The 24,202-nt window shown below is 55.1% G+C and carries 19 protein-coding genes and 5 pseudogenes; 7 read left to right on the top strand and 17 right to left on the bottom strand.

Features of this window, described 5'->3' with window-relative positions; translation table 11 throughout:
* Positions 1–118 precede the first annotated feature (118 nt).
* Positions 119–592 (bottom strand): annotated as a pseudogene (locus J5286_RS29795) (IS66 family transposase); the annotation flags it as partial.
* Here J5286_RS29795 and istB point away from each other — a divergent pair.
* Positions 580–1,299: pseudogene (istB, locus tag J5286_RS29790) on the top strand (IS21-like element helper ATPase IstB); the annotation flags it as partial. The pseudogenes J5286_RS29795 and istB sit on opposite strands and share 13 nt — an antisense overlap.
* A gap of 233 nt (positions 1,300–1,532) precedes the next feature.
* Here the strand turns inward: istB and rfbA are convergent.
* The 9 genes from rfbA to J5286_RS29745 all read right to left on the bottom strand — a co-directional run bounded on the left by rfbA (position 1,533) and on the right by J5286_RS29745 (position 12,479).
* The gene (gene rfbA / locus J5286_RS29785; RefSeq protein WP_209192040.1) at positions 1,533–2,408 is read right to left on the bottom strand and encodes a glucose-1-phosphate thymidylyltransferase RfbA; all 876 of its coding nucleotides are present in this window, start codon (positions 2,406–2,408) and stop codon (positions 1,533–1,535) included.
* A gap of 1 nt (position 2,409) precedes the next feature.
* On the bottom strand, positions 2,410–3,258 hold the full coding sequence (gene rfbD, locus J5286_RS29780) for a dTDP-4-dehydrorhamnose reductase (protein WP_209192041.1): 849 nt from the start codon (positions 3,256–3,258) through the stop codon (positions 2,410–2,412).
* Positions 3,255–4,295, bottom strand: coding sequence for a dTDP-glucose 4,6-dehydratase (gene rfbB, locus J5286_RS29775; protein ID WP_209192042.1), 1,041 nt, complete (start codon positions 4,293–4,295; stop codon positions 3,255–3,257). Before rfbB ends, rfbD begins: the two co-directional genes overlap by 4 nt.
* 5 nt (positions 4,296–4,300) lie before the next feature.
* Positions 4,301–4,864: a dTDP-4-dehydrorhamnose 3,5-epimerase gene (gene rfbC, locus J5286_RS29770; RefSeq protein WP_209192043.1), complete on the bottom strand. Its 564-nt coding sequence runs from the start codon at positions 4,862–4,864 to the stop codon at positions 4,301–4,303.
* A gap of 121 nt (positions 4,865–4,985) precedes the next feature.
* Positions 4,986–7,763, bottom strand: a complete 2,778-nt coding sequence (locus J5286_RS29765) for a glycosyltransferase (RefSeq protein WP_209192044.1) — start codon at positions 7,761–7,763, stop codon at positions 4,986–4,988.
* Positions 7,760–9,175, bottom strand: a complete 1,416-nt coding sequence (locus J5286_RS29760) for an ABC transporter ATP-binding protein (protein ID WP_209192045.1) — start codon at positions 9,173–9,175, stop codon at positions 7,760–7,762. Before J5286_RS29760 ends, J5286_RS29765 begins: the two co-directional genes overlap by 4 nt.
* Complete coding sequence (locus tag J5286_RS29755; RefSeq protein ID WP_209192046.1) at positions 9,165–9,995, bottom strand: ABC transporter permease; 831 nt, start codon at positions 9,993–9,995, stop codon at positions 9,165–9,167. The genes J5286_RS29760 and J5286_RS29755 overlap by 11 nt, the downstream gene beginning before the upstream one ends.
* A gap of 269 nt (positions 9,996–10,264) precedes the next feature.
* Positions 10,265–11,245, bottom strand: coding sequence for a glycosyltransferase family 2 protein (locus J5286_RS29750; protein WP_209192047.1), 981 nt, complete (start codon positions 11,243–11,245; stop codon positions 10,265–10,267).
* Positions 11,246–11,522: 277 nt separating this feature from the next.
* On the bottom strand, positions 11,523–12,479 hold the full coding sequence (locus J5286_RS29745) for an IS481 family transposase (RefSeq protein ID WP_209192048.1): 957 nt from the start codon (positions 12,477–12,479) through the stop codon (positions 11,523–11,525).
* Positions 12,480–12,702: 223 nt separating this feature from the next.
* Between J5286_RS29745 and J5286_RS29740 the strand changes: the two genes are divergently transcribed.
* Complete coding sequence (locus tag J5286_RS29740; RefSeq protein ID WP_245206473.1) at positions 12,703–13,707, top strand: glycosyltransferase family 2 protein; 1,005 nt, start codon at positions 12,703–12,705, stop codon at positions 13,705–13,707.
* A gap of 872 nt (positions 13,708–14,579) precedes the next feature.
* Here J5286_RS29740 and J5286_RS29735 read toward each other — a convergent pair.
* A pseudogene (locus tag J5286_RS29735) lies at positions 14,580–14,774 on the bottom strand (nucleotidyltransferase family protein); the annotation flags it as partial.
* A gap of 21 nt (positions 14,775–14,795) precedes the next feature.
* On the opposite strand from J5286_RS29735, the gene J5286_RS29730 reads away from it, so the two are divergent.
* From J5286_RS29730 to J5286_RS29720, 3 genes are read left to right on the top strand one after another with little or no spacing between them, the layout of a single operon-like run.
* On the top strand, positions 14,796–15,470 hold the full coding sequence (locus J5286_RS29730; protein ID WP_245206475.1) for an ABC transporter permease: 675 nt from the start codon (positions 14,796–14,798) through the stop codon (positions 15,468–15,470).
* The gene (locus J5286_RS29725; protein WP_209192050.1) at positions 15,467–16,246 is read left to right on the top strand and encodes an ATP-binding cassette domain-containing protein; all 780 of its coding nucleotides are present in this window, start codon (positions 15,467–15,469) and stop codon (positions 16,244–16,246) included. Before J5286_RS29730 ends, J5286_RS29725 begins: the two co-directional genes overlap by 4 nt.
* A gap of 23 nt (positions 16,247–16,269) precedes the next feature.
* Complete coding sequence (locus J5286_RS29720) at positions 16,270–17,127, top strand: sugar phosphate isomerase/epimerase family protein (RefSeq protein WP_209192051.1); 858 nt, start codon at positions 16,270–16,272, stop codon at positions 17,125–17,127.
* Between the two features lie 292 nt (positions 17,128–17,419).
* Here the strand turns inward: J5286_RS29720 and J5286_RS29715 are convergent, their stop codons facing one another.
* The 5 genes from J5286_RS29715 to J5286_RS29695 form a co-directional block, all read right to left on the bottom strand.
* Positions 17,420–18,112 (bottom strand): MOSC domain-containing protein, encoded by a 693-nt coding sequence (locus J5286_RS29715; RefSeq protein WP_209192052.1) that lies wholly within the window; start codon positions 18,110–18,112, stop codon positions 17,420–17,422.
* A gap of 14 nt (positions 18,113–18,126) precedes the next feature.
* Positions 18,127–18,840, bottom strand: coding sequence for a glutamine amidotransferase (locus J5286_RS29710; RefSeq protein WP_209192053.1), 714 nt, complete (start codon positions 18,838–18,840; stop codon positions 18,127–18,129).
* On the bottom strand, positions 18,837–19,454 hold the full coding sequence (locus J5286_RS29705) for a thioredoxin domain-containing protein (protein WP_449090081.1): 618 nt from the start codon (positions 19,452–19,454) through the stop codon (positions 18,837–18,839). Before J5286_RS29705 ends, J5286_RS29710 begins: the two co-directional genes overlap by 4 nt.
* An 82-nt stretch (positions 19,455–19,536) precedes the next feature.
* Positions 19,537–20,256, bottom strand: a complete 720-nt coding sequence (locus J5286_RS29700) for a hypothetical protein (RefSeq protein ID WP_209192054.1) — start codon at positions 20,254–20,256, stop codon at positions 19,537–19,539.
* A gap of 41 nt (positions 20,257–20,297) precedes the next feature.
* On the bottom strand, positions 20,298–20,639 hold the full coding sequence (locus tag J5286_RS29695) for a hypothetical protein (protein WP_245206477.1): 342 nt from the start codon (positions 20,637–20,639) through the stop codon (positions 20,298–20,300).
* Positions 20,640–20,712: 73 nt separating this feature from the next.
* Between J5286_RS29695 and J5286_RS29690 the strand changes: the two are divergent.
* Together J5286_RS29690 and proP are read left to right on the top strand one after the other, a co-directional pair.
* Positions 20,713–21,779: pseudogene (locus tag J5286_RS29690) on the top strand (Fic family protein).
* Positions 21,780–21,955: 176 nt separating this feature from the next.
* Positions 21,956–23,473 (top strand): glycine betaine/L-proline transporter ProP, encoded by a 1,518-nt coding sequence (proP, locus tag J5286_RS29685; RefSeq protein ID WP_209192055.1) that lies wholly within the window; start codon positions 21,956–21,958, stop codon positions 23,471–23,473.
* Between the two features lie 196 nt (positions 23,474–23,669).
* Here the strand turns inward: proP and J5286_RS29680 are convergent.
* Positions 23,670–24,032 (bottom strand): annotated as a pseudogene (locus J5286_RS29680) (KUP/HAK/KT family potassium transporter); the annotation flags it as partial.
* Positions 24,033–24,202 lie beyond the last annotated feature (170 nt).

Genomic DNA, 24,202 nt, shown 5'->3' with positions numbered 1-24,202 from the left:
GAGTGTCATCAACCGGCACAACGCCGAACCTGCCGGGAACGCCCGATGGACCGTTCCTATCAGAAGAGGCAATCGGCATAGTTCGCCGGTCGGTATAAACCTGCTTATGCCGCGCGCGGCATAAGCACGTTTCGATAAGCGACGCGATGGTTGCCCAGTGTTCTGCCCCGGCATCAGAACCGGCAAACAGTGCGTCCTTGCGATTGAGGGCAATTGGCCTGATTGATCGTTCAAAGATGTTGGAGTCGATCTCGATACGGCCGTCGTCGATAAAGCGGGTCAAGCCTTCCCAACGTGACAAGGTATAGCGAATTGCCTCGGCGAGCTTCGTCTTCTGACTGATGAGGCCGAGCTGTTCGCGCAGCGAGGGAGCGAGGCTGTCGGTGATCGGTCGGCTCTTCTTTTGGCGCGTGGCGCTACGCTCCTCGTGTGCGAGGCCACGTAACTCGTCTTCAACCTTGTAAAGTTCGGCGATGCGTTTGAGTGCCTCGCTGGCAATGGATACTGGACCGGCTGCAGCGCGTTCATAAAAGCGGCGGCGAACGTGGGACCAGCAGAAAGCTAGCGACACGGTGTTCAATGCGTCATAACCCAGCAAGCGGCGCGATCGTTATCATGCCGCGTCAACTGAAGATACATGGCATGGCCCAGGCCGTCGGTGATCGGCCCGAGCAAGAATCGCCGGCGTTCGAGCTGCCATTCCGATCCTGTCGCAGCTTCTCAAGGCGGAAACCGCGGAGCGAGAGGTTCGACCGACTGCCTATCAGCTCAAGACCGCCCGCTTTCCTGCCTATCGTGATCTGATCGGCTTCGATTTTACCAGCAGCGAGATCAACGACGCGCTCACCCGCCAACTTCATCGCTGCGAGTTTCTCGACGACGCCAACAATATCGTCCTGGTCGGCGGCCCCCGCACGGGCAAGACGCATATTGCCACCGCCATCGGCGTCCCGGCGATTGAGCATCATCATAAGCGAGTGCGGTTCTTCTCGACAGTGGAACTGGTCAACGCGCTCGAACAGGAGAAGGCGCAAGGACGGTCTGGCCAGGTCGCCAACCGGCTTGCTCACTCCGATCTCGTGATCCTTGATGAGCTCGGATAGTGATGTGCTCTTCCATCTGCTGAGCAAACTCCACGAGCGCACCAGCGTCATCATCACAACAAACCTCAGCTTCAGCGAATGGGCCAGCGTCTTCGGTGACGCCAAGATGACCACCGCGTTGCTGGATCGACTTGCCCATCATTGCCATATCCTCGAAACCGGGACCGATAGCTTCCGCTTCAAAAACAGCTCGACCGCGCGAATTCTGTCGGCATGGGAATACATGGACTACCTTCTGGTGATCCAAGTTTTTATCCGCATCCCCCGGGTCAGCTCTCAGTGCAAATCAACAGTCCCTTTCTTCTACCGCTCTCGTATCGCCTCGTTTGTTCATCGGAGCCATAGATCTCCCCATACTGGAGCTGCTACGGCCTCGCGTATCGTAGTCTCAGGATGTCGCAAGTTCTGTTGTGTTACCTCCGAAGTCAATTAGGCACTAATCAGCCGCAAAAGATATGTGCCATAACTATTCTTTCTTAGCGCGCTTGCTTGCTGCTCTATTTGATCTCTAGTGACCCAACCTTGCAAGTAAGCTATCTCTTCTGGACATCCCGTCTGCAGTCCCTGTCGATCCTGTAGAGTACGAACAAAGTTGCTCGCATCTAATAGCGAACCGTGCGTACCAGTATCGAACCAAGCGTATCCACGCCCCATACGCTTAACCGTTAGGTCCCCTTCGACGAGGTAACTCTCAAGAAGTGAGACAATCTCGAGTTCACCTCGAGCCGACGGCTTCACAGACTTGGCCCGTTCCGGAGCAGTTTCGTCAAGGAAATACAGCCCCGTTACAGCGTAGTTCGAGGGTGGCTTTTCCGGCTTTTCAATGATCGATGCCACGCGCCCAGCGTTGTCGAAAGCGACGACACCATAACGCTCTGGATCTTGGACATGATAACCAAAGACAGTGCCGCCTTTGGTTTGTTGTCCTGCCTCTGCCAGTAGTTCGGGTAATCCGTGTCCAAAAAATATATTATCGCCGAGAACCATCGCCGAGGGCGCCCCAGCCAAGAAAGATTCCGCAAGCAGATATGCCTGCGCCAGTCCATCTGGCGAATTTTGGATGACGTAAGTAAGCGAGATGCCCCACTGGCTACCGTCTCCTAGCGCTCGACGAAACTGAGCCTGATCCTCTGGTGTAGTGATTAAACAGATCTCGCGAATTCCCGCCAGCATAAGGACGCTAATCGGATAATAAACCATTGGCTTGTCATAAATGGGCATCAACTGCTTTGAGACGCCTATAGTGATCGGGTAAAGGCGGGTGCCCGAACCACCCGCTAAAATAATGCCCTTGCGCTGGATCATTCTATAAAACCTTCAAGTCAATGAGAACATCTTTCAGACCTGCCCGCCAGTCTGGTCTTGGAATTGCGAATGCATTGTAAATCCGTGCGCAATCTAAGCGCGAATTTGCGGGGCGATGTGCGAGCGTTGGAAACGACGAAGATGGGATGTCCATAACCTCGACATCAATCTTGGCTTCGTCGAATACTGCACGAGCGAAACTCGCCCAGCTTATGTCCGGGACTCCCGCGTAGTGATAAATGCCAGACCGTCCGTCCTTTTCCCTCAAAGCGCGTGCTAGGATCATACACGCACGGGCGATATCACGCGCGGGCGTTGGCCCTCCAATTTGGTCGTTCACAACTGCTATGCTTTTGCGTTCCGAAGCCAGCCGAAGCATTGTCTTAACGAAGTTCTTTCCATGTGCGGAAAATACCCATGACGTACGCAGGATTGCATAGTTTCCTCCTGCGTGCTGGATACGGTTTTCGCCAACGAGTTTGGTACGACCGTAGGCACCAAGGGGACCGGTTGGATCATCCTCGCGCCACGGCTTTATACCCGAACCGTCGAAAACATAGTCGGTTGAAATATGAACAAACGGTAAACCCCGCGCTGCAGCGCTCTGCGCCATTGCGGCCGGTGTGACGCCATTGACAATATTCGCCTCGGCTTCTTCTTTCTCCGCGTGATCAACCGCAGTATATGCCGCAGCATTAATGACCACATCCGCATCGGTTCTGTTTATTATATCGGTGCAACTTGCCGCGTCACGCAAGTCGGCTTGCGAGCGGTCAACGCAAGTCACACCTTCGAAGCGCCGAAGCTCAGTTGCAACTTGCCCACTCCGACCAAATACCAGAATCTTCATGCCTTAAGCCCAAGCCTCGTGCCAACGCCTTCTCGGCTCTGAAGGCGTCGCCACCAATTCTCATTGTCCAAATACCACTGGACTGTTTTCCGGAGCCCTTGCTCCAGAGTTACGGAAGGCCGCCATCCAAGCTCGACCTGAATACGGCTAGAGTCGATTGCGTAACGCAGATCATGTCCTGGGCGATCTGCAACAAAGGTGATCTGTTGAGCGTACGGGAAATCGGCCGGTTTCAGCTCATCAAGAATGGCACAAATGATGCGCACTAGATCTATATTTCGAGCCTCATTCTGGCCGCCGACATTGTAGCTCCGACCCACCTTTCCGCTAGAGAGGACCGTTAGCAAAGCATCAGCGTGATCTTCCACATAAAGCCAATCACGCACATTCTCCCCGGTGCCATAGACCGGAATTTTTTCGCCGGCTAGTGCTCGAATAATCACAACCGGTATGAGTTTCTCTGGAAAATGAAATGGACCGTAGTTGTTCGAACAATTGGTCAGCAATACGGGCAAACCGTAGGTTTCTGACCAAGCCCTCACCAGATGGTCACTTGCTGCCTTTGAAGCCGCGTAAGGGCTGTTCGGCGCATAGGGCGTTTCTTCGGTGAACTGGCCGGTCGCCCCCAAAGTACCATACACCTCATCGGTAGAAATATGGTGGAATCGAAAGTCTGCGGGCTTACCTATTTCATGCCAGTAAGCGCGTGCCGCTTCCAACATAGTGTAGGTGCCATTGACGTTTGTTTCTATAAACGCGCCGGGTCCATCAATGGATCGGTCTACATGAGATTCGGCCGCCAGATGCATTATCGCGTCGGGACGATGCGCTTGAAGAATTCCTGAGATAGCATCGAAGTTGCGGACATCGGCGCGTTCGAATACATACAGTTCGCTATCAGCGATAGCGGCAACATTATCCAGACATGCGGCGTAAGTCAGTGAGTCTACGTTTATGATCGAATGGCCGCGCGACACAGCTAGACGTACAACTGCTGAGCCAATAAAGCCAGCGCCACCTGTTATCATTATTTTCATGTGTGTCAGCCTTGGTAAGTAAATGGCGAATCGATTTGCTTCAGCAAAGGCGCTTGCCCATCCTTTGGCGAGAGAACGGCGTCTTTAGCATCGATTCCCCAGTCAATTGCGAGATCAGGATCGTCGAACCGGACGCTGCCTTCGCACTCTGGCGCATAATGATCATCGCATTTATACACGATCTCGGTATCGGGCTCCAAAGTCACAAACCCGTGGAGAAATCCCGCGGGGATGAACAATTGTTGGCCATTGTCAGCGCTAAGTTCATGGCTCGTCCATTGACTAAAGGTCGGAGATCCTTTGCGAATATCGACAGCGACATCCAGTAATCGACCACGCACGCAGCGAACCAATTTAGCTTGTGCGTGTGGTGAAGACTGAAAATGCAACCCTCTTACGGTGCCGGCTTTCCGGCTTAGTGAGTGATTATCCTGTACAAAATTGTTGTGCAGACCAACTGCTGCGAAGCTTCGCGAGGAATAGGTTTCGCAGAAATAGCCACGGTCATCCTCGAAACGCCTCGAAGTAAGCAGTAAGACACCTGACAACGAGGTTGGCACAAACTCCATGTCACAAGACTCCCAAATTCATCGCTAATACTGAGAAAGAAGGTAGCGTGCGAACATCATTGGCGCGCTGCCCTCTTACACGACACTGCCACCCACCTTTAGATAGCGGGGAAACAATCCTTCACCTTCTGTCCCACCGCGCGCGCCAACTGTCCATACGCTCAACCAACCCCTCATATGCGCTGACGAGCTTTTTACGACGCTCGTCATAGTCATCCAGATGTTCCGGCGTACGGTAAAGTGACGTAGTCTTCGCAGCCAGAACAAAACGAGTACGATAGCTGTACTTCTGCCAAAGCGCCCAATCCTCCAGCGCTTCCAAGTCCTCATCAAACCCGCCGCGCTCTTCAAACAAAGTCCGTTCAAACAGAACAGCTTGAATGGGAAAAAGATTGTTGCTCTTTAGCGCCTCGTAATCGAAGTCTTTCGCCATGTGATCGTGAATAATCGGAGCGAACACTGCAAAGGAACTCCAATCTTCGGCCAGTTTTCGCGTCGGTACCTCGAAGGCGAGTGAATATGCGGCGTGCGAATTATTTTTTAAAATGCTCCCGACCAGTACTTCAATATGGTCACAATAGAACAGGTCGTCATCGTCCAAAAACACACACCAACGGCCTGTTGCTTTTTCTAGAGCAAGGTTGCCGGCATCCGATCGACCGATCTTATTCCCAGAAGCATAGACAATGTCGCCTCCCGTAGCCGCAGCGTACTCTTCAATAAAGTCCTTTAGATGCTCGCCTCGGTCTTCGGTGATAATGTGTTCGATGTTGCGATATGTCTGATTTGACACCGACTTCATAGCTTGGAGAAGCAGCTTCTCGCGTCCTTTGTAACTACGCGTGATTACGGTAACCTTCGGACAGTAATCAGGAAGCGGATCCAGTGCATAAAAAGCGCCTTTCCGAACAAGCTCATAGTCCCAACCTCGGAAAGGGAAAAGAGCAGCCGTTTTGCGCGTCACATTCCTGGTGATTAGCTTGGGAGCAAACTGAATCAGTTTGATAGCATTCTGAAAATGCTTGCGACGGGCGCCAGGAAATTGCTCAGCCGACACCAGCAGCCGCAACCCCATCGCTGGAACCGCAATCATATCGCGTAAAGTACCGAACGCCAGTCTCATGTACAGATTGGCGAACGTGCTACCCGTCACCTGCAGCGGCTTCACTTGCCCAGCGGCCTCATATGTATAATGATAAACCACTGCATGTGGGCTGAAACGCAGTTTGTATCCCTGTGAACGCAGCCGGTAAGAAAGTTCTACGTCCTCGCCATACATGAACAGGTCATCGCAATAGCCGCCGACGTCCTCGAAAGCCGAACGACGTATCAATACACACGCGTGCGAATTCCAATTGGTTGTACCTGAGACTGGATCATAGTGTTTGGGATGCTCATAGGGCTTCTGACGGAATTCCCACGCGGCAGCCATCGAGTGATCTGACACTGCGTGAGATGTCGCCTTTGTGAGCGAATCCGGCTCGAAGACTAGATCGACGTTTGTGACAAGACAGAATGGGCTGCTACCTGAAGATATCCCGGCGTTGTGGCCCGCCCCAAAGCCTTTATTTGGGCGTCGCAAAACCCGCGCCGAAATGCCCATTTTCTCAAGGGCATCGACAGCATGCGCCAGCATCTCCAAGGTATTATCTTGCGATTCGTTATCGACAAAGAAGACATGCATCTTGCTTTTCGGGTAACTAAGCGACCCAAGGCTCGATACAAATCCAGAAATCCACTTCTCTGAGTTGTACGTAACTACGCTTATATCCACTTCAGGCAGATCGTCGGACTGCAAGCAAGCCATCATCGGAGGAAGCGCAAATGCATTCATTGCGTTGCGTTCCTCGACCAATGCATTCAGCGCTGCGATATTGTTACCCGAATTGACCAACGTCGCGGGGAGACCGACGATATGATGATAGAGCTTTCGCAAGACGTTTGCTGCAGGCGAAGGCAGCAAGCTCAAAGCCATTCTCGCCGCTTCGCGCTTGTCCGATGTGAGCCTACGAGCAAGGCGCAACGGCTTCGTGATCTTCCAAGACATCGAGGACAGGAACATCTGTTCGCGAGCGGCGGCTTCTTCACGAAGAGCCTTGATGGTGCGCTCATGTAACGCAATCATGCCTTCCCGAGCGGTAATTTCGATATTAACGATCTCGCTTTCTAGTACCTGTTGCTCAAAAAAACTACTATCGGAGAGCGCGCCCAGATTGCCGTCTGATGCAATCGCAATCAAGTAGATGGGGCGGCGCACCCCGGGAGATGCCTCGAAGGTCTTAGAATCGTAGGTTACTACGCCGGACGACTGGCCCTCAAGAAATATACCAGAGCCGAAAATTACCCTCTGCCCGTATATGGCAAAACTAGAAAAATGGCGACCAACTAGATCCAGAAACTCATCACGATAGAGTTCCTTGACGTGGAAGGGATTTTGGAAGCCGGGAACGTCCGAATATTCGTGCTTTTCAGGACTGGAAATTATGAGACGACCACCGGGCCGTAACACCCGCTTTATCTCTTTCATCATTTCTTCATGTTGATCATGGTGTTCTATGGTTTCAAAACTGACAACCACATCTACACTATGATTTTCTAACGGTATACTTGCTGCGCTTCCAATCTTGAAATGTAGGTTCTCCCGAACATACTTCGATTGGGCATGTGCAACCGCCTCCGCCGAAATATCGACACCGACGACGGACGCCGCCGTTCTCGCCAAGAAAAAGCTACCGAATCCTTCGCCGCTAGCTATATCGAGTATATCTTTCCCGGCGACATGTCCCCCGGCGAGAAGGTAACGGTGCATATGTTCAAGAAAAATATTACCTTCAATCTCAGGCACATAGCGCTCACCAGTGAAACTCAGAGCGGTCTGTGTAAGCTCATTCATCGTCATCTTACTACCATATGAATTTCTTGCATCGGGATGCCCATCAAGCCACTACTAACGCTGCTAGAATGCGATTTGAAGCTTATTGCGTCGTTTAGCCAGTGTTGTTGGACATGCTCGTCTTGGGTGCCGTCAGCTATAGCGAGCGAAACCGTGTAATCTCCGACGGGAAGCACCGGCATTACAAAACTGAACGACACTATTATTGTATTGCCCGCACTGGCGTGCAATGTTTGTCCGAGTAAAGCTACATAGGTGTTGTCGCCGAAGATCACCTGGCCCAAACGGTCACGTACCTGAAATCCAACAATTGGGTTTCTCAGTGATTCAAAAACAGAGCATTCCACATGCAGCTCTGCCGCTTCGCCGCCCACGACCCATGAAAGTGGCTGATGATTCCTATCACTAATGTAGGCGTTTGATATGCGGGCGCCCAATTTTCCGAAACTGGTACCCTGCTCGGAAAACTCAAAAAGTTCGATGTCGTTGCGGAGGTTTGTCTGGTTAAGAAAGTCGAGCCGCATATCACGCGTCGCAACAACGCGGCTAGGCTGTGTGGGCGAGGGCGAAATTTCGCCGCTCCCGCCCTGCAGTGATTCATAAAGGGTTTTTAGATAGCAATCGGTGACTTGCTTCGCGTCACCCTGTGCCATCACCTCTCCACCCTGAAGCCAGATTGCAGTGTTGCAGAGGTTGAGCACCGCGCCAGTATCGTGGCTAACAAACAGAATAGTCCCAGTCTTCATAAAGCTACGAAGAAAGCGCATGCACTTTTGGACGAAAAACGCATCCCCGACACTAAGCGCCTCGTCGACAACTAGAATATCTGCGTCCACGTGCGCAATAACCCCGAAAGCGAGCCGGACGAGCATGCCACTTGAATAGGTCTTCACGGGCCGATCAATAAATTCGCCGATATCTGCAAAGGCGACGATATCGTCGTATTTCAGGTCAATTTCCGCCTCGGTCAACCCAAGAATAGATGCGTTCATGTAGACGTTTTCACGCCCGGTGAACTCGGGATTGAAACCGGATCCGAGCTCGAGCAATGCGGCGACGCGACCATTGATTTCTACGCAACCACTTGTTGGATAAAGTGTCCCACAAATGATCTGCAATAATGTTGACTTTCCGGACCCGTTTTTTCCGATAATACCGACGATTTCGCCTTTGCGGATCTCGAAGTTGGCTGCCTGAACGGCAGCGAACTCGCGAAAATACCGCTTAGGTGTTCTACCAAAAACACGGGAGATCCGAGCCAGGATTGCCTGCTTCAGACGGTCTTTTGGCGATGCATAGATCTGATACACCTTGCTGACGTGACTGACACGAATTGCCACGTTGTCATCAAAAATTGCTTGCTGAGCGTCGATCAACTGCTCGAGGTTCCGTTCGGTTGCAATTTTTCTAGAGGACATCCGCGAAGCCCTTCCGTGTTTTCTGAAACCACCAAAACCCGGTGGCCGCAACGAAAACGCTAATGGAGCTATAGGCAACCAACTCCATCCAATTTGGCTGCTGTCCGAAAACAATCACAGCTCGACATTGCTCAATCACAAACGTCAACGGATTTGCCATCATCAGCAACTGCAGTCGCTCTGGCAAAGCTGACATTGGATAGAAAACAGGCGACAGAAACAGTAGGACGGTAAGCAGCAGGCCGATGACTTGCCCGATGTCGCGAACAAAGACCCCTAGGGAGGCAAGGAACCACGCCGCGCCCAGCGTCATCAGTAGAAAAGGCAAGATGATTATCGGCGCAAAAATGATTGTCCAATGAAGAAAGCCGGTGAGAAAGAAAAAAGCGCAAATGAGAACAGCAATACTCACTGCTCCGTGAAATACGGCCGCTCCGAGTGCAGTTATTGGGAGTATTTCGAGTGGGAATATGACCTTTTTGACGTAGTTTGCATTGGCAACGATTAGGTTGGGCGCACGACTGAGAACCTCCACGAACACCCCATGGATGATTAAGCCGACAAAGAGAATGATGGAGAAGTCGCTCTTACTGCTAGTGTCTGCGCTCCCCCAACGAGCCTTGAAGACAAAGGAGAAAACGAAGGTATACACTGCTAGCATAAGTAAGGGTGTCACAAACGACCAGCCGAGACCCAGCACAGATCCACGATACCGGCCGACAACGTCGTGCCTGATCATTTTTGCGATAAGATGTCGATTCTTCCAAACGCTTCCGATCAGAACGGTGGGGGAAGCGCGATGCGCGTTATGGGGATTCATCCAAACCTTCTCATCAGTGCTTGTGCGCCCTACGAAGACGATGCACCACGTGCCGCGTTGTAAAATGCTATCACTCTAGAGCAACGATCCCGTCTCAGACGATAACTTAGAGCGCATCCACTTCGCTTTCGTTTCCGAGCCGCATAGACGAACGGCCCAGAGACGGCTCCCCATTACATCACCCGCTGCTATTTAGCTATAGCACTTGGCTGGAGCTCGGGCGCTAACCACAAGATGTATTCCCTCTCGACCACAATGCTGTGAGCAGATTAGATCTTGTTTAGAATGGTAGCGAGGAGTACCACAACCTCGTCCCCAAATGTCTGCCTGTACGCACCGGATCGCCTCAGGCCTACCACCCGCCTTAGCAGTCCACCATCTCTCGCATCTAAAAACGCGTTCAACACGGACCTGTTTTCCGGTGTCAGCAAATGGCTATTGGCTTGAAGGGCACGCATGTTAACGTTATTCCATTCTCTGAACTGGCCCGAAGCAAGCCTTCGCAACCGCTGCAGCTTCATTTTCCAACCAACATTCATCCCAATTAAATTGCTTCCATGTTGGCGATAGCGCACTCTCGGGACGGAATCGTAAATCATTTTACCTCCAGCACCCGTCACCAGCATATAAAGCCACCAGTCGTGACTTATGATGGTTTGCACGTTTGCTCTGCGAGCGAGGTCGCGAGCGGCTCGATTGACCACCATAGTGTTTCCTCCGCCAATCGACTGGATGATTGCATTGCGAAACGAGGCTGGGCGAAAAAATAGAGGTGACAGCCCGATTTCGACATTGTTGATATCGACGAGAGTGGTACGAGAGCTATACACGAGTGGCGCATTTGATGGTTCACATGCCATCGCTTTCAGCGCGCAAGATATTTTTGTACCTTCCCAAATATCATCCTGGTCCGCAAACATGTAGTAGTCGGCGTCAATCTCCGGCGCGCACAAAAGAGTTAGGAAGTTTGCCGCAAAACCGTTCCGCGGCCCTTCGATTATCACAAACCTATCGGCACCCAGCCTACTTTGGTACCGTCTCAGGATCGACATCGTTCCATCGGACGAACCGTCGTCGGAAACCCAAAGATGGAGGTTACGATGGTCCTGACTGAGGATCGACTCTAACTGCTCTTCGAGAAACGGTTCTCCGTTGTACGTGCAAAGCAATACCGCAACGGCAGCCTCTCTCTCTTCAACGCGGGAAGACTGCTCGATAGATGGATCGGCATTAAGTCGCGCGATTGACATCTCTTCCTCCTTCCCTCTTTCATTTATGCGGGATAAACGCTAAGCAGACTTATATATTGCAGAGCGAGGGGTTCCAACACCATAATCCCCAACGAGTCAACTTTCACGGGTCGGATACACAGGATCACCGCGAGTTGTACAAGATATGCGATTGTATCTAAACCAGTGGGTAAGATGCCGTCGAGTACAGGAGACTTGTCGATTTCTTCTGTCGCGATTGTGGGAACTGAGTACATGTAAGAATGTTGCCTATTGGGTGTGACACAGAACAGGGCAGCTAGGTGTGGAACCTCAACAGGTTGTCTCGGGTCAGGCCGAGGCGACTGATTGGTGTTTTTGATTTTAGTGCGCCGTGAGGGCGATGCCAATTGTACATGTGGGTCCAGTTGGGCAGATGCGATTTTCGGCTCTCTGACGATGGATATGCCCGTGCATACGCCCACTCTCGCAAGGCAGTCTGAATGAAGCGCTCGGCCTTGCCGTTGGTTCTTGGTGTGTACGGTCTGGTTCGAATGTGCTTGAGGCCGAGCATCTTGCAGGCCTTGGAAAACTGCTTGGCGACATAGCAAGACCCGTTGTCGGTCATCACGCGGGTGACCGTGATGCCAAGGCTTTCATAATAGGCGATCGCAGCCTTGAGAAAGGCGATAGCGCTGACAGCCTTTTCATCCGGGAAGATGTCTGTGAAAGCAATGCGGGAGGCATCATCGATGCAGACATGGACATATTCCCAGCCGACACCGCGCGAATTGCTCTGCCCTGTCCGGTTGCCTGTGATCCGGTGCCCGACACGCTCGAAACAGCCAAGGCGCTTGATGTCGAGATGGATCATGCCACCCGGCTCGGCATATTCGTAGCGCACGACAGGTTCGGCCGGATCGATATCCTTCATCCGGGATAGACCGGCTCGCCTGAGAACGCGACTGACTGTGGCGGGAGATACGCCGGTTTCCATGGCAATGTGCTTGCCGGTCAGGCGTTGTCTGCGAAGATGGAGGATCTGTTCGACAACACCACCGTGCGTTTGTCGCGGGCTACTGGTCGGCCGCGACGAGCGATCCATCATTGCCGCTCGGCCCGATGCTCCGAACCGTTCCGCCCAGCGAGCAACAATCTTCGGTGAAACGCCATTGACACGCGCAGCCTGCGCTTTCGACAGCTTGCCGCCAAGAACAGCGCAGGCCATTTCTTCTCGACGCCGTGGCGTCAGTCGGGCATTCTTGTGGATGTTCATTCGGAGCGATCCTGGAGGTCTGAGGTGTGGTAACTCCAGTCTCCTAAATCCGCTCCGAATGGACAACCTGATGAAAGCTCACAGCTAGGCCCGTCGAAGCTGACCTTATCACATTCAACTGCGTTCACGCTTGATGGACTGGAGGGTTCTCACTAGGGGGCATCATAGGTCGTTGGCTCAGATCACCCTCACGGTCGATTCCTCGTTTGAAGATCTGTGAAGAATGGTCACCGCTACATTTTGGGTTTCTGCCAGCAAATTCTTTCATGTAGGCGGTCAGTATGATACCCAGCCGAAAAAGACCACTCGATCCGGAACACAAATGCAGCGTTTGCCAAACACCGAGACAATTACCGGGGTGATTGTTACCTTTAACCCCGATATGGAGATGCTTAGGCGCCTCATCGCGGCGGTTGGTCCTCAGTTGAGCAGCCTACTTATTGTCGATAACGGCTCACACACCGATGTCGCCGCTGGTATCAAAAACACAGATACTTTTGAGGTCGTCTTACTGGGGCAAAATTTTGGAATTGCGCATGCCCAAAACATAGGGATTGAAAGCGCCCGTACCAGGGGATCAAAATATGTTCTTCTCCTGGATCAGGACAGCATTCCTAGCCCAGACATGGTCGCCACACTTCTGGCGGCGCTCATTTCTAAACAAGTTGACGGCCAAAACGTAGCCTGCGTCGGTCCACGCTATACTGATAGCAGAACGGAAGATGTCGCACCTTTCGTAAAGCTAGAAGGTCTTAGGCTTACCCGTGTAGAATGTATCGACAAGGATAACGTGGTTGCGGTGGATTTCGTCATCGCATCTGGATGTCTAATACCGATGTCCACTATCGATGCTGTGGGTTTGATGAGAGATGAAATGTTCATCGACTACGTCGACATCGAATGGGGACTCAGGGCGCAGAACAGTGGCTACTTATCCTATGGCGTATGCGCAGCCACCATGGAACACGCGCTGGGTGATCAATCGGTGAAGTTCGGAAGGCGCCATATTCCCGTTCACAGCCCACTTCGGCACTATTATCATATACGCAACGCGATCTGGCTATCCAAACAATCCTGGATTAGCGCTCAATGGAAAATAGTGCTCATTTGGCGGATCGTTCGGCAATGGTTGTTCTTTAGTATCATGACCTCGCCGAGGTTGAAACATGCCCAGATGATGAGCCTTGGAATTGTCCATGGGCTAGTAAATCGAATGGGAAAACGATGATTGGGTTAGTCATGGCGCCTTCAGGACTATCCGGCCCGTTTGACTAAGTATGGGTTTCACTTAGCCATGCCAACATTTGCAGAGGGTCCCACGGTAAGGGCTCAACCCGCTGGTAGCTCGATGATTGTAGTTGGATGGGGCGCTGAGGTCTCAGCGACTACCACACCCGCACAACACCCGGACCTAACTCAACATATGCGCCACGTTCGCCGGTCGAGCGCCAACTCGGCGTTGTCCTGTTGCTCCCACGGTCCCTTATCGGCGGCTTGGCGAAGCTCCCCGTGAGCCTTCTACGTGCGAGACTCAATCTCCGCTATCAGAACCGACTGGATTCAGCCGGCGCCACTGTTGGCTGCCCGCTCTCCCTGGACGACTTTTCCAGCGTATTGCGCAGCTTCTGTGTCTCAACTTGCGTGAACCCCTGTGCCAACGGATTGCCGGAATACAGGAGCTGCCTGTCGCGATAGACTGATAGCACAAGGACGGTAGGTCACCCTCAGCGCTGTTGAGGGCTCATACACGACAACGGGGCAGTTTTCGCCCCGTTCATTTAACCTTAATGCAGCCGTCAGTTCGGCTTGAATGGTAGGGTTGATCCCAGCCCTTACCGAAAGCCTCTCCAGGCCAAAACGACTGGCATGGTCCCGTACGATATCCGGATCGGCACCTCACAAAGCCTCTAAAGGAGGCGGGCAATCCTTTGACAGCGACGCGCTCCGTATCGAGATTCCTTCGGCTGGCTATGAGGATCACTTTGTAATTTGGAGAAGGAGACCAACGTCGTTTCGAGACGCTCCTAAAACGAGAAGTATGGGAAAACCTTCTTTTCGGTCGAAACCTTACTGAAATCCGCTATCTACAGTAGATATGACATCGCTGTGTGGGCCAACGTAGCGCCTTTTATCGCCGTCGGGCGTAGGAAGATCAAAGTACCAGTAGTCCTTCCCTTTTACTGGCACCGTGACGAAACGACCCTCAAGGGGAAAATCTGTCTGGAATTGTCCGTCGAGCGAGCGCTGGGCCAATTCCGCGAACATCGTTCGATAAATCAAGTCAATCGTTCTCATGTGCGGATGTTCCCCAGCGGATTGCGTCGTGTTTCCAGGCGGACGTTTTCGAACGCTACCACCTACGTTATAAAGCTGCCGCCCTTCATTGCGACGCTCGGTACCTGGAACGTCTTCTACGCGCTGAACCTTTATTTCTCGGGCGCGCAATCGATCCGTGGCAGCGAGATCGATGCGGCAGCACCGACGCTGAAATTCTTCGGCGAAAACTTCTCCGTCTTCGGCACCGAGGTCAGCTACGGCTCCATTCTCTTCGTTATCGTCTTCCTCGTGCTCTGGTATGCGCTGACGCGAACCGCCTGGGGCCGTCATATCTATGCTGTCGGCGACGACCGGGAAGCCGCGGAACTCGCGGGCATTCGGACCGACCGTGTCCTGATCTCGGTCTATGCGGTGGCCGGCTTGATATGCGCGCTCGCCGGGTGGTCCGCGATCGGCCGCGTTGGCGCCGTCTCTCCCACCAGCTTCTTCGAAGGCAATCTCCAGTCCATCACGGCCGTCGTCATCGGACGCATCTCGCTCTTCGGTGGAAGAGGTTCCATCCTCGGGCCGTTGATCGGCGCGCTGATCGTCGGCGTCTTCCAGTCCGGGCTGCGCATCGCCGGCGTCGATGTGCTTTGGCAGCTCTTTGCCATCGGCTGGCTCATTCTCATTGCGGTCGCGATCGACCAGTGGATCAGAAAGGTATCTGCATGACCGAGATGTCAAAACCCGTTCTGCAGGCAAAGGGCCTCGTCAAGAAATACGGTCGCGTCGTGGCCATCGATCATGCCGATTTCGATCTGATGCCCGGAGAGATCCTCGGGGTCATCGGCGATAACGGCGCCGGCAAGTCGAGCCTGATCAAGGCCCTGTCGGGCGCGGTGCGGCCAGATGCCGGCGAGATCCTTCTCGATGGCGCGCCGATCACCTTCGGTTCGCCGATCGAGGCGAGAAAGGCCGGGATCGAGACTGTCTACCAGACGCTGGCGCTTTCTCCGGCGCTATCCATCAGCGACAATCTCTTTCTCGGCCGCGAGATCTACAGCAACAACATCCTCGGCCGGCTGCTGCACCAGCTGGACCGCCCGGCCATGGATCGGATCGCCCGCGAAAAACTCTCGGACCTCGGTCTGCTCACCATCCAGAATATCCAGCAGGCGGTGGAAACGTTGTCGGGCGGCCAGCGCCAGGGCGTGGCCGTTGCCCGGGCAGCCGCCTTCGGCAGCAAGGTGATCATCATGGACGAACCGACGGCGGCGCTCGGCGTAAAGGAGTCGCGCAAGGTGCTCGATCTGATCCTGAAGGTCCGGGCGCGCGGCGTGCCGATCGTCCTGATCAGCCACAACATGCCGCATGTGTTCGAAGTGGCCGATCGCATCCATATCCATCGCCTGGGGCGCCGCGCGGCGATCATCAAGCCGTCGGATTATTCAATGTCGGACGCGGTCGCGATCATGACCGGCGCGATGGCGCCGCCGCTGGCGGCCTGAGGCAAGCTTGCAAGGATCTTATGATGAAATTCGCATTCAACACCTTCCCGTTCAGCAGCTTTCCAACCTTTCTTCCCACCTACTCGCTGCCCGATACGATCCGCACCCTTGCGGGCATCGGCTACGATGCGGTGGAGATCGGCTGCTGCGCACCCCACGCCTGGCCGGCGCACCTTTCCAAGACCCGCCGGGCGGAGATCCGCTCACTGGCCGATAGCGAGGGTATCGCGATCAGCAGCCTGCTGCCCGCCATCGGCGGCGGCTTCGGCTGCAATCCTTGCTCGATCCTGCATGCTGAACGCTTGGCCACGATCGGCCATTACACCGATATCGTCGATCTCGCGCACGATCTCGGCGCCGGCATGGTGCTCTTTATCGGCGGCTGGCGCGCCGGGGAGATGTCGCGCGAACAAGCCTGGGCGCATAGCCTGGATTGCCTGCGCAAGGTGGCCACCCATGCCGCCGAACGCGGCATCACCATCGCCATCGAGCCGACGACGGCGGATACCAATCTCATCGACACGGCCGCCGATGCACGGCGGATGATGGTGGAGGCGGAATGCGCCAATGTCGGCCTCATGTTCGATACCTGCCATATCGCCTATGAGGGCCGGCCGCTGTCGTCTTATGTGACCGATATGGGGGCCGATCTGGTTCACCTGCATGCTGCGGATACGGACCGCAAGGCGATCGGCAAGGGCGACATGGATTGGGATGACCTTATTGGCGCGCTGGTGTCCGCGGATTACCAGGGCTACTTCACGGTGGAGACAGGCTTCGGCTCACGCGACATCGATCCGGTGGAAGTTGCGAGGCAAAGCCTAGCGTACGCGAAGTCAAGATTGCCCCTTGCCAGCCCGGTTCGTAGAAGCGCATTTTGATGCGCTGCGGGGATCTATCTGGGTGGAGGATCGCGGCATCAACTACAAAAGACTGTGGCGCTGGCAGATTTTCAAACCAGCCCACAAGTCCGTCTGGTCGAGAACCAACGCGACGACCCCTGGAATTTTGGAAATGATACATCAGAAAATGGTGCGAGAATTCAACGACTGCGGCATCGCCACTTATAGCTCAAGCGGCGAATCGAGCTTCCACGAGTTGGGGCGGTCTCTACGAAGAATATGGGCCGCAGGGTAATGATCGGGCTATCTCAGACGTGGGACTTTGTGTCCCTTACCCCTGGATACCTTCCAAACGTCTCGTCCAATCTTCCACCTTTCCACTTTCCAGTCGCTTAGCAGCGTGAGCACGCCAGCCGGAGGCCAGACGACTCAGGGCCGCGATGGCAGCAAGTTCGGATCGGTCGAGAGTATTGACGTAAAATGTGCTCCAGATACGGGCGAGCGTCCATTCCGGAGAACGGCGCTCCAAGAGCGAGAGATGGTCGCCAGGGGCTACGGTTCCGGGCTCGAGTACGCGGTAATACCAGCCGGTGCGCCCGGTTTCCTGGACCTTGCGGGCCATTGCCTTTTGCGCGAAGCGTTCGTTCAGTTTCCAGCAGGGCTGCCGGCCCTGGCTGATCTCGATCACGGCACTGCCTAGCCGGAAGACGTCACCGATGGCGGCTTCGTCTTCAGTCAAGCCCGACGTTGCGATGTTTTCGCCGAATGCGCCTGGGTTCGCGAGGATCGGCTGTTCGCCGAGTTCCCCGATCCAGTAGGCATAGTGGTCGAAAGGGTAGTGGTGGACGGCCTTTTCCGGGCCGCCATGCCTTACGGTGTCGCCCTGCATGTCGCCGACGAAGCCGGCCTCCGACAGTTGCAGCGGTGCTGAAACCTCCGATTTGTCGATGCCGCTTAAACCGCCTTTCGGACCGAGCGGTGCAAGCGCGCCGACCCGCAGACTGAGGATCGGCAGGTTGGTCATCTCGTTTGCCCGCGTCATGTTGCCAGGTCCCTCTTGAGGCCGGCGAGCCACTCTCGAAGCAGCGCGCGGGCAGCGGCAGCCAGAGGCGGGCCATATAGTGCAGCATCGCGCCGCAACGCGGCTATATCGATGCCGGCCGAACCGAGTTCGGCGGCATGGCCGACCAGCCAGCGCTCAAAGCTTTGATCGGTTTCGGCTTCGGGATGAAACTGCAGGCCGAGCAGGTTCTCGCCAATCGAAAAGGCCTGCTGCTCTACCAGAGCCGAGGATGCCAGGTTGGCAGCACCCAGCGGCAGTCCATAGGTGTCGCCATGCCAGTGGAGAACGTGGACGTCCTCCAGGTGCCTCAACGGGCTCGCCATTCCCTCATCGGTCAGCATGAGCTTGGAAAAGCCAATTTCCTTCAAGCCTGTCGGGAACACTTTCTCGCCGAGGGTCGCCGCAATCAGCTGGGCGCCGAGGCAAATCCCGAGCGTCGGCAGGCCGCCTTCGAGCCTTGCGCGGATGAAGGCGCGCTCGACCTGCAAAAACGGATAGTGATCGTCATACACCCCGATCGGCCCGCCGAGGATGACGAGAAGATCGGGCGCGCGTGGATCGCCGGCGCAGAAATCGAGATCGCCGACGTCGCTGTATTGGATGTCATAGCCGGCTTCCATCAAAGTATCGGCGAAGAGGCCGAGATCTTCGAAGTGCACATGCCGGAGCGCTAGAACGGTTCTTGTCATGGTCTGCTGTCTGTTTCTCTGGAGGTGGCGGGAATATCGCATCGGCCATCGGCGCAGCCGGCTTCGGACCGATCTTCATGAGCTGGAATGGGGGTCGCGAGCGCCATGGCGATCCGTGCGCCCACAATCATGTCCTCCTCGACGCCGAAGGCATGATGGAGAAGCGTGCCGCCCCGGCCGATCAAGACCGAGGAAGGAGTACCACGCATGCCGAAGCGGCGCATCGTGACCGGAATGTCCGAGGTGCCATCGGCCAGATCGACGCCGACCGGCGATGTGATGCCGTATTCGTGGAGGAAGGCCCGCAGCGTGACCGGCGACATGGCGGCATGATGCTCGAAAACGGTATGGAGGCCGATCACCTGCAACTCGGTGTGAGCAAACAGCTTTTCGATGCGCTTGACCTGCGGCAGGGCTTCGGACACGCAACCGGGGCAAAGCAGCTGGAAGCTATGCAGAAAGATGGGGCGGTCGCGTAGGCCCGCCAGCGTCAGCGGAACTTCCGTGTTGAACCATTCGCTGACGGCAAGCTCCGGCACGATATGCGTGTTGGGTGTCGTCCTGCCTTCGGTTGCTGTTGCTTTGTTCGGGGCATCGGGGGTAAATCTGCCCATGTTCTTTCTCTCTATTAGCCTGGAGGGGAGAATATGCCGGTTCGTCGATGGCAGTCGGCGAACCGGCGCGTTTGTCACGTCATTACTTGGCCGGTTCGACCTTGCCCGGCAGGCTGAGGTCACCGGACGCGACCTTGAGGACATCGCTGACACACAGAAGCGGCGCATGCAGGTTGCCGTTGACCTTCAGGCCCGCGGTCACACCGTCAAAGGCCGCGCCCTTGATGCCGTTGATCAGCGAGAGCGGTATCTCGACATCGACCTCGTCGCCTGTGAAGGTCGTCGGATAAGCCGGGCTGTCGATCAGAAGCGGAACGCCCGGCCAGGTCGCCGGCACCTTGGGCTTGGTGCCCTTCGGGATATCCACCACCTTCAGGCCGGCGCCGCAGGCCTTGTCCTTGGCAAGGACGACCCAATGCGAATGCCAGACATGACGGTTCTTGGCGCCATTTGCGCCATCATCGAAATCCGGGTGGAAGGTGACGGCGAGGGCGACGATGCCCTGCTTCTTCTCAAAGCCGACGTCGCTGCTATCGAGGCTGGTTGGCCAGACATAGGCATAAACGCTCGAACCTTCGAACTTGCCGGTCGCATCCGGCTTGTCCTTGCCGGCCTCGCCGCGAACGCGGGTGGAAAAGACCACCTTGTCGCCCTTGGTTGTGATCTTCGTTTCGATGATATCGAGCGAGGCGTTGACGGCCTGGTTCGCTTTCGCCTTGATTTCGTGGGCGCTCGCCGTCGACTGGCATAGCAGCGCCGTTCCGGCGGCGACGAGCGTGCCGGTCAAAAATACTCTCAGCATGTGGGTGGTTCCTTTCTCTTTTTTGCCTGGAGGGCGTTCGGTTATCCCGCTTCAAATGCGTCCCAGGTGGCAGCCCGGGACGTGGGATCGGCTAGTTCGTGCTCGCGGCAATCGACGCGGAGTTCCCGCTGGCCGAATGGCGCATGCACGAAATGACAGTGGTGTGGCTTATCGCTTTGAGAATGGGCAAATGGGTCGAAGTAGCGACAGGTGACGCACATGCGCTGCACGGGAATGGCGTTCTTCTCCTGCAGTTGCCGGATGACCGTGATCAGCGTCACCAGCAATTCTTCCTGCGCGGCATCGCCGAGAGCACCGATTGCGCTGCTGATCAGATCTCCAGCGGTCTCCTGGCTCAGTAGAGCCGCGCCTTTCACGCTCAAATGAACATCGACGGATCGGCCGTCTGCAAGTCCCGCCCGCTTTTCGACATGGCCCTTTTTCTCGAGCGCATTGATGGAATCGGTCGCACTCGGCTGCGAGACGCCGAAGAGATTTCTGCAGGCTTCCGGCGAGCTAATAGGAGCCGTTCGACACCTTAATGCTGATGACAGCAGTCAGCTGCGCATAGAGCTGTTGAGCGACGAAGCAATCAAGACCTCCGAAATTGAAGGTGAATACCTTGATCGGGTAAGCGTCCAGTCCTCGCTTCGTCGGCAGTTCGGACTGAGTACCGACGGCCGCTCCGTGCGTCCTCAGGAGCGTGGGATTGCGGAGATGATGGCAGATGTCTATCGAAACTGGAGCGGAGCGCTGTGCCACGGGGAGCTGTTCAACTGGCACACGATGCTGATGGCAGGTAATCGTGATCTAGACGTGATCGGTGCCTATCGCCGGCATGAAGATGCTATGCAGATCGTGTCGGGCCGACTGGACAAACCGACGATCCACTTCGAGGCGCCTGCATCTTGCCGGGTTGCCCAGGAAATGGAGCATTTCATCGCGTGGTTCAACCAATCGCGGCCAAATGGGCAGCTACAACTGCCGGCATTGACGCGCGCAGCCATCGGACATCTCTACTTCGAGAGCATACATCCTTTTGAGGATGGCAACGGCAGGATTGGGCGCGCTCTCGCTGAGAAGTCACTCGCTCAAAACGTGGGACAACCAAGTCTCATTTCGCTTGCGTTCACAATCGAGAAAATCGGAAAGCCTACTATCTGGAACTCGAGCGTCACCAGCGGTCGCTCGATATCGACGGTTGGGTGACGTATTTCTCCCAGACGATCCTTGAAGCTCAACAAGCGACGATCGATCGAACAGCGTTCTTCATTCGCAAAGCAAAGTTCTACGATCGATTTCGAGGCCAACTCAGTGGGAGACAAGAGAAGGTTGTTGCCCGCATTTTCCGGGAGGGTATTGCGGGTTTCAAAGGCGGTCTCAGCGCGGAGAATTACATTTCGATCACGGGCGTATCGCGCGCAACAGCTACACGCGACCTTCAGCAACTCGTAGCGATCGGCGCTTTTACGCGCACTGGAGAGCGCCGGCACACGCGTTATACGCTGCGCCTTCAGGGCTGACAGCCTCTAAGCGGGGTATCCACCGCGATCGGGATCCCGCCGATTGGCTCGCTCACCAGGCTGGCGGCCAGCTTGGAGCGGCAAAAATAAGCCCTAGATAACGGCTTGGAACGTTCAGCCGTTTCAGGCATTTACCCGCGCCTCCTGGTTGAGGTGAATTTGCACATGGGGGCATCGTGAGCGATACGCAAACCAACACGCTGACACTGAACGACGTCACCGTCATCGAGGATTCCAAGCTGAAGAAGGCGATCACCGCGGCCGCCCTCGGCAATGCGATGGAATGGTTCGATTTTGGCGTCTATGGGTTCGTCGCAGCCACCGTTGGCAAGGTATTTTTTCCTGAAGCTTCACCGGCAGTGCAGACCGTTGCCGCACTCGCAACCTTCTCCGTACCGTTTCTCGTGCGGCCGTTGGGCGGCGTGTTTTTCGGCTCTATGGGTGACAAGTTCGGTCGGCAAAAGGTTCTATCGTTGACGATCGTCATTATGGCGGTCAGCACGTTCTGTATTGGCCTGATACCGAGCTATGCGATGATTGGCCTGTGGGCCCCCATCCTGCTGCTCATGTGCAAACTCGTCCAAGGGTTTTCGGTTGGCGGTGAATACACCGGCGCCGCCATATTTGTCGCGGAATATTCGCCTGATCGCAGGCGCGGTTTTCTTGGAAGCTGGCTCGATTTTGGCTCGATCGCCGGATTCGTTCTCGGCGCCGGACTGGTCGTCGTACTGACCGCGGCGATGAGCGAGGCCAATTTCCTGGCCTGGGGTTGGCGCCTGCCTTTCTTTCTCGCTGCCCCGTTGGGTCTCATCGGCCTTTATCTGCGGCATGCCGCCGAGGAAACGCCGGCCTTCACCGAACGCCTGAAGCGGACCGAGAAGGAAGATAAGCAGGCGTTGTCCGAACGGCCCATGATCCCGATAGCGGAGATCATCCAGAGGCATCCAAGGTCCCTGGCAATATGCATCGGCATGGTGCTTGTCACGAACGTCACCTATTACATGCTCTTGACCTATATGCCGACCTATCTGGCGAAAACCCTCGGCTATACGGAGGACCACGGCGCTCTGATCATCATCGCGGTCATGGTTGGTATGTTGTTCGTGCAGCCGCTGGTCGGGTTTTTGAGTGACCGCATCGGCCGCCGGCCGTTCCTCGCGGTTGGAAGCTTGATCATCCTCGCCCTTTCGTTGCCGGCATTTCATCTGATAGCGAGCGGCAACACGATCGGCATCTTTTTTGGTCTCTTGATCCTTGCGATCGGTCTGAATTGCCTTGTCGGCATCATGGCCGCAACTCTGCCCGCTTTGTTTCCTGCGCGAATTCGCTACAGCGCGCTCGCCATATCCTTCAATATCTCGATTATCGTCGCCGGCCTCACACCCACTGTGGCGGCATGGTTGGTCGAAGCGACCGACAACATCTATATGCCGGCGTACTACCTCATGATTGCCGCAGCCGCGGGTCTTCTGACGACTTTTTTTCTGAAGGAGACAGCCAATCGGCCTCTCTATGGAGATACGCCGAACGCTTCTAGCCGCAAAGAGGCAAGGGCGCTTCTTGCGGAGCATTATCTATACATTGAAGAAAGCGTCGAAAAGATCGATGAAGCGATGGCGGAGTTGGCCGAGCAGATGCAACTTCTTCAGCAGAAGCGTGACAAGCTCGTGGGCCAACATCCTGAACTGAATTGATCGCCCACGAGGTGTGCGAAGCAGGAAGATCATCCCCGAGGGCGATGCCCCCGCTGTGCTTCGAACGAGACTTTTCGGGCCAATGCGAGTTCTGACCCCTCGCTTGATAACGCGTCGCGTTTCGTCAGCGACAATTTCCTGCGCAGTTGAAACGTAGCGATTGTCTTTGAGGTTCCGTGACGATCGACCCCAAAAATCAGATAACGGTTTGCAAGCCGAGCTCGACCACGCGTCCTGTTGGAAGGCCGAAATAGTCGGTAGCGTTGCCTGCGTTCTGGGCGAGTACGATGAACAGGCGATCCTGCCAGAAAGGCATGCCGCCTTTCTTGGATGGGAGGATCGTCCGGCGCAACAGGAAGAACGATGTCGACATGATGTCGAACTTCAGACCAAGCTTGCGAACAAGCACAAGCGCGCGCGGGATGTTGGGCGTCTCCATATATCCGAACGTGATCACCAGCCGGCTGAACAGTGGGCTGAAGCTTTCAAGGAATATCTTCTCGTCGTCAGGAACGAACGGCTCCGTTGCAGTCACGACGCTCAGAATGACATTGTGTGTTGATTTGCACTGAGAGCTGACCCGGGATTTGCGCCGAGAAGTGACCCGCCTTTAGGTATCGTTCGTGTCGATCGTGGTAGTCAAGTTCCTCCGTTTCTCCTTTGTCGTTTTGGGCTCATGGGCCGAGCTGTTTTTGAAGCGGAAGCTGTCGTTTCCGGTTTCGAGGATAT

It is taken from the genome of Rhizobium sp. 16-488-2b, from assembly GCF_017741815.1.
Lineage (GTDB): Bacteria > Pseudomonadota > Alphaproteobacteria > Rhizobiales > Rhizobiaceae > Rhizobium.
Note: the sequence above shows the minus strand (reverse complement) of the source record. Positions and strands in the feature narration are given on the sequence as shown.

What these genes read in the sequence shown, in the direction of transcription:
- rfbA (WP_209192040.1), bottom strand. Translation starts at nt 2,408, where the DNA reads ATGATCCAGCGCAAGGGCATTATTTTAGCGGGTGGTTCGGGCACCCGC.
- rfbD (WP_209192041.1), bottom strand. Translation starts at nt 3,258, where the DNA reads ATGAAGATTCTGGTATTTGGTCGGAGTGGGCAAGTTGCAACTGAGCTT.
- rfbB (WP_209192042.1), bottom strand. Translation starts at nt 4,295, where the DNA reads ATGAAAATAATGATAACAGGTGGCGCTGGCTTTATTGGCTCAGCAGTT.
- rfbC (WP_209192043.1), bottom strand. Translation starts at nt 4,864, where the DNA reads ATGGAGTTTGTGCCAACCTCGTTGTCAGGTGTCTTACTGCTTACTTCG.
- J5286_RS29765 (WP_209192044.1), bottom strand. Translation starts at nt 7,763, where the DNA reads ATGACGATGAATGAGCTTACACAGACCGCTCTGAGTTTCACTGGTGAG.
- J5286_RS29760 (WP_209192045.1), bottom strand. Translation starts at nt 9,175, where the DNA reads ATGTCCTCTAGAAAAATTGCAACCGAACGGAACCTCGAGCAGTTGATC.
- J5286_RS29755 (WP_209192046.1), bottom strand. Translation starts at nt 9,995, where the DNA reads ATGAATCCCCATAACGCGCATCGCGCTTCCCCCACCGTTCTGATCGGA.
- J5286_RS29750 (WP_209192047.1), bottom strand. Translation starts at nt 11,245, where the DNA reads ATGTCAATCGCGCGACTTAATGCCGATCCATCTATCGAGCAGTCTTCC.
- J5286_RS29745 (WP_209192048.1), bottom strand. Translation starts at nt 12,479, where the DNA reads ATGAACATCCACAAGAATGCCCGACTGACGCCACGGCGTCGAGAAGAA.
- J5286_RS29740 (WP_245206473.1), top strand. Translation starts at nt 12,703, where the DNA reads ATGGTCACCGCTACATTTTGGGTTTCTGCCAGCAAATTCTTTCATGTA.
- J5286_RS29725 (WP_209192050.1), top strand. Translation starts at nt 15,467, where the DNA reads ATGACCGAGATGTCAAAACCCGTTCTGCAGGCAAAGGGCCTCGTCAAG.
- J5286_RS29720 (WP_209192051.1), top strand. Translation starts at nt 16,270, where the DNA reads ATGAAATTCGCATTCAACACCTTCCCGTTCAGCAGCTTTCCAACCTTT.
- J5286_RS29715 (WP_209192052.1), bottom strand. Translation starts at nt 18,112, where the DNA reads ATGACCAACCTGCCGATCCTCAGTCTGCGGGTCGGCGCGCTTGCACCG.
- J5286_RS29710 (WP_209192053.1), bottom strand. Translation starts at nt 18,840, where the DNA reads ATGACAAGAACCGTTCTAGCGCTCCGGCATGTGCACTTCGAAGATCTC.
- J5286_RS29705 (WP_449090081.1), bottom strand. Translation starts at nt 19,454, where the DNA reads ATGGGCAGATTTACCCCCGATGCCCCGAACAAAGCAACAGCAACCGAA.
- J5286_RS29700 (WP_209192054.1), bottom strand. Translation starts at nt 20,256, where the DNA reads ATGCTGAGAGTATTTTTGACCGGCACGCTCGTCGCCGCCGGAACGGCG.